2 protein-coding genes and 8 pseudogenes are annotated in these 8168 nt (G+C 65.0%); 9 read left to right on the forward strand and 1 reads right to left on the reverse strand.

Features of this window, described 5'->3' with window-relative positions:
• Positions 1 to 21 precede the first annotated feature (21 nt).
• From JCM19049_RS05535 to JCM19049_RS05570, 8 genes and pseudogenes are all read left to right on the forward strand, one after another.
• A pseudogene (locus JCM19049_RS05535) lies at positions 22 to 1418 on the forward strand (amino acid ABC transporter substrate-binding protein/permease).
• A pseudogene (locus tag JCM19049_RS05540) lies at positions 1415 to 2170 on the forward strand (amino acid ABC transporter ATP-binding protein). The pseudogenes JCM19049_RS05535 and JCM19049_RS05540 overlap by 4 nt, the downstream one beginning before the upstream one ends.
• A 285-nt stretch (positions 2171 to 2455) precedes the next feature.
• Positions 2456 to 3440: pseudogene (gene paaA, locus JCM19049_RS05545) on the forward strand (1,2-phenylacetyl-CoA epoxidase subunit PaaA).
• A gap of 3 nt (positions 3441 to 3443) precedes the next feature.
• Positions 3444 to 3724 (forward strand): annotated as a pseudogene (gene paaB / locus JCM19049_RS05550) (1,2-phenylacetyl-CoA epoxidase subunit PaaB).
• Between the two features lie 7 nt (positions 3725 to 3731).
• Positions 3732 to 4591, forward strand: a pseudogene (gene paaC, locus JCM19049_RS05555) (1,2-phenylacetyl-CoA epoxidase subunit PaaC).
• A gap of 46 nt (positions 4592 to 4637) precedes the next feature.
• Positions 4638 to 5126, forward strand: coding sequence for a 1,2-phenylacetyl-CoA epoxidase subunit PaaD (gene paaD, locus JCM19049_RS05560; RefSeq protein WP_054821074.1), 489 nt, complete (start codon positions 4638 to 4640; stop codon positions 5124 to 5126).
• Positions 5123 to 6282, forward strand: a pseudogene (gene paaE, locus JCM19049_RS05565) (1,2-phenylacetyl-CoA epoxidase subunit PaaE). Before paaD ends, paaE begins: the two are co-directional and overlap by 4 nt.
• Before the next feature lie 10 nt (positions 6283 to 6292).
• Positions 6293 to 7077: pseudogene (locus JCM19049_RS05570) on the forward strand (enoyl-CoA hydratase/isomerase family protein).
• A gap of 152 nt (positions 7078 to 7229) precedes the next feature.
• Here the strand turns inward: JCM19049_RS05570 and JCM19049_RS05575 are convergent.
• Positions 7230 to 7682, reverse strand: coding sequence for an Lrp/AsnC family transcriptional regulator (locus JCM19049_RS05575; protein ID WP_171021222.1), 453 nt, complete (start codon positions 7680 to 7682; stop codon positions 7230 to 7232).
• Between the two features lie 226 nt (positions 7683 to 7908).
• Between JCM19049_RS05575 and JCM19049_RS05580 the strand changes: the two are divergent.
• Positions 7909 to 8168 (forward strand): annotated as a pseudogene (locus tag JCM19049_RS05580) (pyruvate dehydrogenase (acetyl-transferring) E1 component subunit alpha); the annotation flags it as partial.

Genomic DNA, 8168 nt, shown 5'->3' on the forward strand with positions numbered 1-8168 from the left:
CTGGCCAGCACCCTACTGGCCATGCTGGCCCTGGTCATCGGCGTCCCCGGCGCCGTGGCCCAGCCCGAGGACGGCGTCGAGGGCAAAACCTTCGTCATCGGCACCGACACCACCTTCGCCCCCTTTGAGTTCCGCCAGGGCGGGGATCTGGTGGGCATCGACATGGACCTGCTGCGCGCCATCGCCGAGGAGGAGGGGTTCAATGTTGAGATCCGCTCCCTGGGCTTCAACGCGGCCCTGCAGGCGCTGAGCTCAAACCAGGTCGACGGCGTGATCGCCGGCATGTCGATCACCGACGAGCGCAAGGAAGTCTACGACTTCTCCGAACCCTACTTCGAGTCCGGCATCCAGATGGCCATCGAACGCGGCAACGAGGACATCAAGGGCTACGAGGACCTCAAGGGCAAGACCGTGGTCGCCAAGACCGGCTCTGAGGGGGAAACCTTCGCCAAGTCGATCGCCGACGACTACGGGTTCGAGGTCAAGTCGCTGGACCAGTCGGCCACCATGTATGAGTCGGTCAAGGCCGGCACCGCGGTGGCGGTCTTCGATGACTATCCGGTGCTGGCCTACGGCATCGCCCAGAGCAACGGGCTGAAGACCGTGACCGAGAAGGAGCCGGCCGGATCCTACGGGTTCGCTGTGAACAAGGGCAAGAACTCCGCGCTGCTGGCCGCCTTCAATGACGGGCTGGCCAAGCTGAAGGACAGCGGGGAGTACGACAAGATCCTGGACTCCTACCTGGCCGATCCGGCCGCCTCCAGTTCCGGCGGCTTCTTCGACCTGCTCAAGCAGTCCTTCCCGGCCCTGATGATGGGTCTGAAGAACACCCTGGTGGTCACCGGGATCTCCTTCGTGGTGGCGATGGCGCTGGGTCTGCTCTTCGGATTCCTGAAGATCTCCCGCAACATCTTCGCCCGCGGACTGGCCACCGGCTTCATCAACCTCTTCCGCGGCACCCCGATCCTGGTGTGGGCGTTCTTCTTCTACTTCGGTCTGGCCCAGCTGATCGGGCAGAGCGTGAACATCTGGGTGGCCGGCGTGCTGACCCTGTCCCTGAACGGCGCGGCCTACATCGCCGAAATCGTGCGCGGAGGCGTGCAGTCGGTGGACCCTGGACAGTTGGAGCCTCCCGCTCGCTGGGCCTGGGATACGGCAAGTCAATGCAGAAGGTCGTGATCCCGCAGGCGTTCAAGATCATGACCCCGTCGCTGATCAACCAGCTGATCATCATGCTCAAGGACTCCTCACTGCTGCTGGCCATCGGTTTTGGCGAACTGCTCTACCAGGGCCAGCAGATCTACGCGGCCAACTTCCGGGTCACCGAGACGCTGCTGATCGTGGCCGTGATCTACCTGGTGGCCATCCTGGCCCTGACCAAACTGGCGAACTTCGCCGATCGGAGGTTTAACAAGTGAGTGAAGTCAGCGAAAAGCGGTCACGCCAACCGAAGATCCAGGTCGAGGGGCTGCGCAAGTCCTTTGGCAGCAACGAGGTGCTGCAGGGCATTGACCTGCAGGTGGCCGAGGGCGAGGTGGTCTGCGTGATCGGGCCTTCCGGGTCGGGCAAGTCCACGCTGCTGCGGTGCCTGAACAAGCTGGAGGAAATCACCGGCGGCACCGTGGTGGTCGATGGCTTTGACGTCACCGACCCCAAGGTGGACATCAATGAGGTCCGCCGCCACGTGGGCATGGTCTTCCAGCACTTCAACCTGTTCCCGCACATGTCGGTGGCGCAGAACATCATGCTCGCCCCCGTGGAGCTGCGCAAGATGTCGCGTTCCGAGGCCCGCACCCGCGCCTGGAGCTGCTGCGCCGGGTGGGGCTGGAGGAGAAGGCCGATGCCGCCCCGCCTCCCTCTCCGGCGGGCAGAAGCAGCGTGTGGCGATTGCCCGCGCGCTGGCGATGAGCCGGGCATCATGCTCTTCGACGAGGCCACCAGCGCCCTGGACCCGGAAATGGTCGGTGAGGTGCTGCAGGTGATCAAGGAACTGGCCGATGAGGGCATGACGATGGTGTTGGTCACCCACGAGATGGGCTTTGCCCGCGAGGTGGCCGACCGGGTGGTGTTCATGGCCGACGGAGTGGTGTGCGAGGAAAACGTCCCCTCCGAGCTGTTCGGCAACCCGCAGCAGGCCCGCACCCAGGACTTCCTGTCCAAGGTGCTCTAACGGCTGGCTGCCGCCACGCAGACGGCGCCCGTTCCGGTGTCCTGGCCCTTGGGGCCGGAGACCGGGGCGGGCGCCTTCGTGTTGGGAGGCGACTACCGCCGGCGGGAGGGCAAGGGGCCGGAAGAACCTGCGGATTTCGCCGGCCGCTTCCGGCCATTGGGCGGGGGAGCGGGCCGTGCGGCGCAGCTTGTGCTGTAAGCGGCGACTCATGTTGACGTGATGCGTGACTCACCAATATACTGAACGAACGGTCGGTAAATATCTTTGACATCAGTGAGGTGAACCATGGCCGCAACCACACAGAATGATTCGCAGCTTAGCGCCGTTCCCAGTTATGAGGAACAGCAGTCGCAGGCCCGTTTCGATGCCATCATCGACGACGATTCGCGCATCGAGCCCCGCGACTGGATGCCCGAGGCCTACCGCAAGACCCTGACCCGCCAGGTCTCGCAGCACGCGCACTCGGAAATCATCGGCATGCAGCCAGAAGCCAACTGGATCACCCGCGCCCCGTCGCTGAAGCGCAAGGCCATCCTGATCGCCAAGGTGCAGGACGAGGCGGGCCACGGCCTGTACCTGTACTCGGCGGCCGAGACCCTGGGCACCGCACGCGATGAGCTGAACGAGCAGCTGCTCACCGGCCGGGCCAAGTACTCCTCGATCTTCAACTACCCGGCCCGCACATGGGCGGACATGGGGGCCATCGGCTGGCTGGTCGATGGTGCGGCCATCGCCAACCAGGTGCCGCTGTGCCGCGCTCCTATGGCCCGTACGGCCGGGCCATGGTGCGCATCTGCAAGGAAGAGTCCTTCCACCAGCGTCAGGGGTTCGAGATCCTGCTGGCCCTTTCTCGCGGCACCGAGGCGCAGAAGAAGATGGCCCAGGACGCCATCAACCGCTTCTACGAGCCTCGCTGATGATGTTCGGTCCGCCGGACGAGCAGTCCCCGAACTCCAAGCAGTCCATGGCCTGGAAGATCAAGCGCTTCTCCAACGACGACCTGCGCCAGCGTTTCGTGGGCATGATCGCCGAACAGGTCAAGGTGCTGGGCCTGACCCTGCCGGACCCGGAACTGCGCTTCGATCAGGAGTCGGGCAAGTGGATCCACAAGGATCTGAACTGGGATGAGTTCATGAGCGTGATCAAGGGTGGCGGTCCAATGAACGCCCACCGCATGGAGCGCCGCCGCGCCGCCCACCGCGAAGGTGCCTGGGTGCGCGAAGCCGCCGCAGCATACGCCAACAAGCAAGCACAAAGTGAGGTCGCCTAAACGATGAGCACCCAGAAGAACCAGTGGCCGCTGTGGGAAGTCTTCGTGCGTTCCTCCCGTGGCCTGTCCCACGTACATGCCGGTTCGCTGCACGCACCGGACGCCAGATGGCCGTGCGCAATGCACGGGATCTGTACACCCGGCGCAACGAAGGTGTGTCGCTGTGGGTCGTGAAGTCCGATGACATCATCTCCTCCGACCCGGGGGCGAAGGATGAATTCTTTGAATCGCCCAAGGGCAAGGACTACCGCCACGCCACCTACTACAAGGCCAGCGAAGGGTGAAGCACCTGTGAAGTCCGATGAACTGGATGCCACCCTGGACAGCTTCGGCGACGCGCTGGCCTCGGCCACCCGGGTCACCCCGGGCAACGCGCTGCGTCCGGAGGACATCGCCCAGGATGGGGTCAAGCCCTCCGAGGCGGTCGCCCAGTACGCGCTGCGCCTGGGGGACGACTCGCTGATCCTCTCCCAGCGCATGGCCCACTGGGTCTCACGGGCCCCGGAACTCGAAGAGGACGTGGCACTGGGGAACATCACCCTGGACCTGCTGGGCCACGCCCGCTCGTTCCTGACCTACGCCGGGCTGGCGTGGGACAAGACCGAGGATGAGCTGGCCTACTTCCGTGAGGAAGAGGACTTCACCTCCCTACACATCGTGGAGCAGGACAACGGGCACTTCGGGGTGACGATCATCCGGATGCTGTTCGTCTCGACCTTCCAGATGCTGCTCTACCGTGAGCTGATGAACTCCTCGGATGAAACCCTGGCGGCCATCGCCGCCAAGGCCGAGAAGGAAGTGCACTACCACCACGACCACGCCGAGCAGTGGACCATCCGCCTGGGCCTTGGCACCGAGGAATCGGCCGCAAGATGCGCCACGCACTGGAAATCATGTGGCCCTACGTCTCGGAGATGTTCGCCGACGAGCCGCTGCACGATGAGCTTGAGGGCATCGCCGTGCGCCCCTCCACCCTGCGCGCAGCCTGGGATGCGGAAATCACCCGCGTCCTGGACGCCGCCGGACTGGAAGCCCCGCAGGTGCCGCAGGCCATGTGCCGCGGACGCCAGGGCGAACACTCGGAATACCTGGGCTACATTCTGGCCGAAATGCAGGTCCTGGCCCGCAAGCACCCGGGCGCGACCTGGTAGCAATCTTTTCGAACCGAATGGGTGAGCAGAGATGACGAAGCAAAGCATGAGCACCGATCACGAGAAGCTGCAGCACATCGCCTCCAAGGTCAATGACCCGGAGATCCCCGTGCTGAGCATCGCCGATCTGGGGATCCTGCGCGGGGTCGAGCAGCTGGAGGATGGCACCGTCCAGGTGACCATCACACCGACCTACTCCGGCTGCCCGGCCATGGACGTGATCACCCAGGACCTGCACCACGCCTTCGAGGACGCCGGTTACCAGAAGGTGGACGTCAAGCTGGTGCTCTCACCGGCCTGGACCACCGACTGGATGAGCGAGGACGGCAAACGCAAACTCAGCGAATACGGCATTGCCCCGCCCACCGGCACCGGCCACCGCGGCCCGGTGACCCTGGGGCTGAGCGTGAAATGCCCGCGCTGCCACTCCCTGAAGACCCGTGAACTCGCCCGCTTCGGTTCGACCGCGTGCAAGGCGCTGTACACCTGCAGCGACTGTTTGGAACCTTTCGACTACTTCAAGGTGCTTTCATGACTGAACAAACCACACCGACGCGCCGGCGGGCCACCTTCCACCGGTTGACCGTCTCCGAGGTCCGGCGCTTGACCAAGGACTCCATCGAGGTGACCTTCGCGATCCCGCCGGAGCTGTCCGAGGAATACGACTACGTCGCCGGGCAGTACGTGGCCCTGCGCAAGGAGCTGCCCAACGCCGAGGGCGAGCTGCAGGAAGTGCGCCGCTCCTACTCGATCTGTGCCGCACCGACCGGCAGCGAGATCAAGGTCGCGATCAAGCGCGACCTGGGCGGGGTGTTCTCCACCTGGGCGAATGAGGAACTGGAGGCCGGCGAGCAGATCGATGTGATGAGCCCGGCCGGCGCCTTCATCTCCAAGCACAAGCTCACCGGGATGAACGACCCGACCAGCGTGGATACGCTCACCCAGGACCACTTCGTGGCCGTTGCCGCGGGCAGCGGGATCACCCCGGTGCTGGCCATTGCCCGCACCATCCTGGAAGCCAACGAGAACACGCGCTTTGACCTGATCTACGCGAACAAGGCCGCCATGGACGTGATGTTCCTGGAGGAGCTGGCGGACCTGAAGGACCGCTATCCCTCACGGATGGCCCTGCATCACGTGCTCAGCCGGGAGCAGCGCATCTCCCGCTGCTCTCCGGGCGCATTGACGCCGAGAAGCTCACCGCCCTGCTGAACTCCGTCATCCCGCACGACGATGTGGACGAATGGTTCCTGTGCGGTCCCTTCGAGCTGGTCCAGCTGGTGCGCGACCAGCTCTCCGAACTGCAGGTCCCGGCCGACAAGGTCCGCTTCGAACTGTTCACCACCGGTGAGCCGAACCGGCCGCAGGGCCAGATCGGCCGCCCGGTCGAGGTGGATGAGAACGAGGAAAGCTACGAAATCACCTTCAAGCTCGATGGGCTGCAGGGTGAGGTCAAGTCCCCGGTGCGCACCAATGAGACCGTGCTGAACGCCGCGCTGCGGGTCCGCCCGGACGTTCCGTTCGCCTGCGCCGGCGGGGTGTGCGGCACCTGCCGCGCGAAGGTCACCTGCGGCAGCGTGAAGATGGCCGAAAACTACGCGCTGGAGCCGGACGAGATCGAGGCCGGCTACGTGCTGACCTGCCAGTCCCATCCGACCAGTGACAAAGTCACCGTCGACTTCGACGCCTAGGAGCCGCCCGATGATCGAACTGAACATTGCCGATTCGGTGGCCACCGTGGTGCTGAACGCACCGCAGAAGATGAACGCGCTGGACGAGGCGGCCCTGGCCGAACTGTCCGAGGCCTATGACCAGGCGGCCGCCCAGGTGCAGTCCGGTCAGGTGCGCGCCCTGCTGCTGCGCGGAGAGGGCCGCGGGTTCTGTGCCGGACGGGACATCTCCGGGGTGAACCCGGCAGACGATGACGTCATGGGCTACCTCGACGGCAAGGTGCAGCCGCTGCTGCAGAAGATGTCGGCGTTTCCTGCCCCGACGTTCGCCGCGGTGCACGGCGCCTGCCTGGCGTCGGGCTGGGCCTGGCCGTAGCCACCGACGTGGTCTACGTGGCCGAGAACGCGAAGATCGGCTCCCCGTTCGCCAACCTGGGCGCCACCCTGGATTCGGGCGGACACTGGTTGTTCACCGAACGGCTCGGCGCCCACCGGACCCTGGATCTGATCTATACCGCCGAACTGATTTCCGGCACCGAGGCGGTGCGCTCCGGGCTGTTCTCCCGGGCCTTCGCCGCGGAGCAGCTGCTGGAGCAGACCGAGCAGATCGTGGCCCGGGTCGCCAACGGCGCCACGCAGGCGTTCGTGGCCTCCAAAGAACTGGTCGCCCAGATCCGTGACGAGCGGGTGGGACTGTGGGCGTCCATGCGCGCCGAGAACAAGGCCCAGGCGGCCCTGTGCGACACCGCCGACTACGGCGAGGGCTTCAAGGCCTTCCAGGAAAAGCGCGCGCCGCGGTTCACCGGCCGCGGCTAACAGCACTGGCGAACACCGCCACCGACTGCACGCAGCCTCCGGGAAAAGACACCGTCTTTTCCCGGAGGCTGCCTGCGTTGACCGGCACTGCGCCCAGCCGGAGGGGCAATGCGCCGGAACAGCGGCCGGCCCAGGGGGCTGCGGGATACCCCCTACCGGGTGTCGGCGTCCTCGAAAATCAGCAGCGTCTGGGTGTCAAGCACGGTGGGCAGGGATTGGAGGCGTTCAAAGACCACCCGGCGCAGGTCCAGGTTGTCCTTGGCCCGCACCAGCAGGATCACATCGAAGTTCCCGCCCACCAGGCCCACGTGGTGCACCTCCGGGATGGAGGCCAGATGGTCCCGCAGCTCCCGCCACGAATGCTGGCGCAGCTTCAGGGTGACATAGGCGCTGGCCTTCAGACCCGCCTTGACCGGGTCGATGACCGCCGTGTACCGGGTGATCACCCCGGCGTCCTGCAGGCGGGCAATGCGTGAATAGGCGTGGGCCCGCGAGACGTGCACCCGCTGTGCCACGGTGGTCACCGACTGGCGTCCGTCCCGGGTCAATTCGGCCAGGATCGCATGATCCACGTCATCGAGTTTGATCTCGGTTTCCTTGCTCACCAAAGCTCCTGAAACTGCGGGCGGACGAGTTCTCGTCAAAGCCCTGATGAATGAACTATTCGTCTACGAGTATAGGGAATATTCCCGCAACTTTCTGGGATCAGCCGCCGGACTGGCGACGAATAGTCATCGTTACCCATAATTGTGAACAAAGAATGTATTGGTGAGTGATTTCACACGACCCTCTGTCGTGGGTCACGCACCCGGTCAGGAAAGGTGGGTTGCCATGAGCACCGAACCCCGCGAAGACCTCATCACTGAAGTCAGCCGCAAATTCGGCATTTCCCCCGAGGACTACATGCTGCCGGCACGGCACATGATCAATCTGCTGAACCCGGACGGCTCGCTGCGCTCCACCGAGGAGCAGGGCGCGGAGCCGGGGCACGAGTACCCGCTGCCCAGCCCCGCCGAACTGCTGCGCGCCTACGAGGCGCTGGTGGTCGGGCGACGGGTCAACGACCAGAACTCGGCCCTGGTCCGCCAGGG

The organism is Arthrobacter sp. JCM 19049 (assembly GCF_001310435.1).